Source organism: Enterobacter cloacae complex sp. S2, from assembly GCF_015159675.1.
Classification (GTDB): domain Bacteria; phylum Pseudomonadota; class Gammaproteobacteria; order Enterobacterales; family Enterobacteriaceae; genus Enterobacter; species Enterobacter intestinihominis.
Genome location: NZ_JADDTS010000089.1, coordinates 1 through 369, shown reverse-complemented (window position 1 = coordinate 369; position 369 = coordinate 1). Strand labels below are relative to the sequence as shown.

1 protein-coding gene is annotated in these 369 nt (G+C 60.2%); it reads left to right on the top strand.

Annotated elements, in window-relative coordinates:
- On the top strand, positions 1-369 hold a 369-nt coding region (locus IPZ49_RS22845; RefSeq protein ID WP_305038912.1), incomplete at both ends, for a biotin/lipoyl-containing protein.

The following is a 369-nucleotide window of genomic DNA, read 5'->3' as shown; positions in this document are numbered from 1 at the left end:
GACAAAGTGTCTACCGGCTCGCTGATCATGGTCTTTGAAGTGGCGGGTGCAGCACCTGCCGCTGCGCCTGCTCAGGCTGCTGCTCCGGCTCCGGCCGCTGCACCAGCGGCTGCTGGCGGCGCGAAAGACGTTAACGTACCGGACATCGGCGGTGACGAAGTTGAAGTTACCGAAATCCTGGTGAAAGTGGGCGACACCGTTGCGGCTGAGCAGTCACTGATCACCGTAGAAGGCGACAAAGCCTCTATGGAAGTGCCAGCACCGTTCGCCGGTACCGTTAAAGAGATCAAGATCAACACCGGCGACAAAGTGTCTACCGGCTCGCTGATCATGGTCTTTGAAGTGGCGGGTGCAGCACCTGCCGCTGCG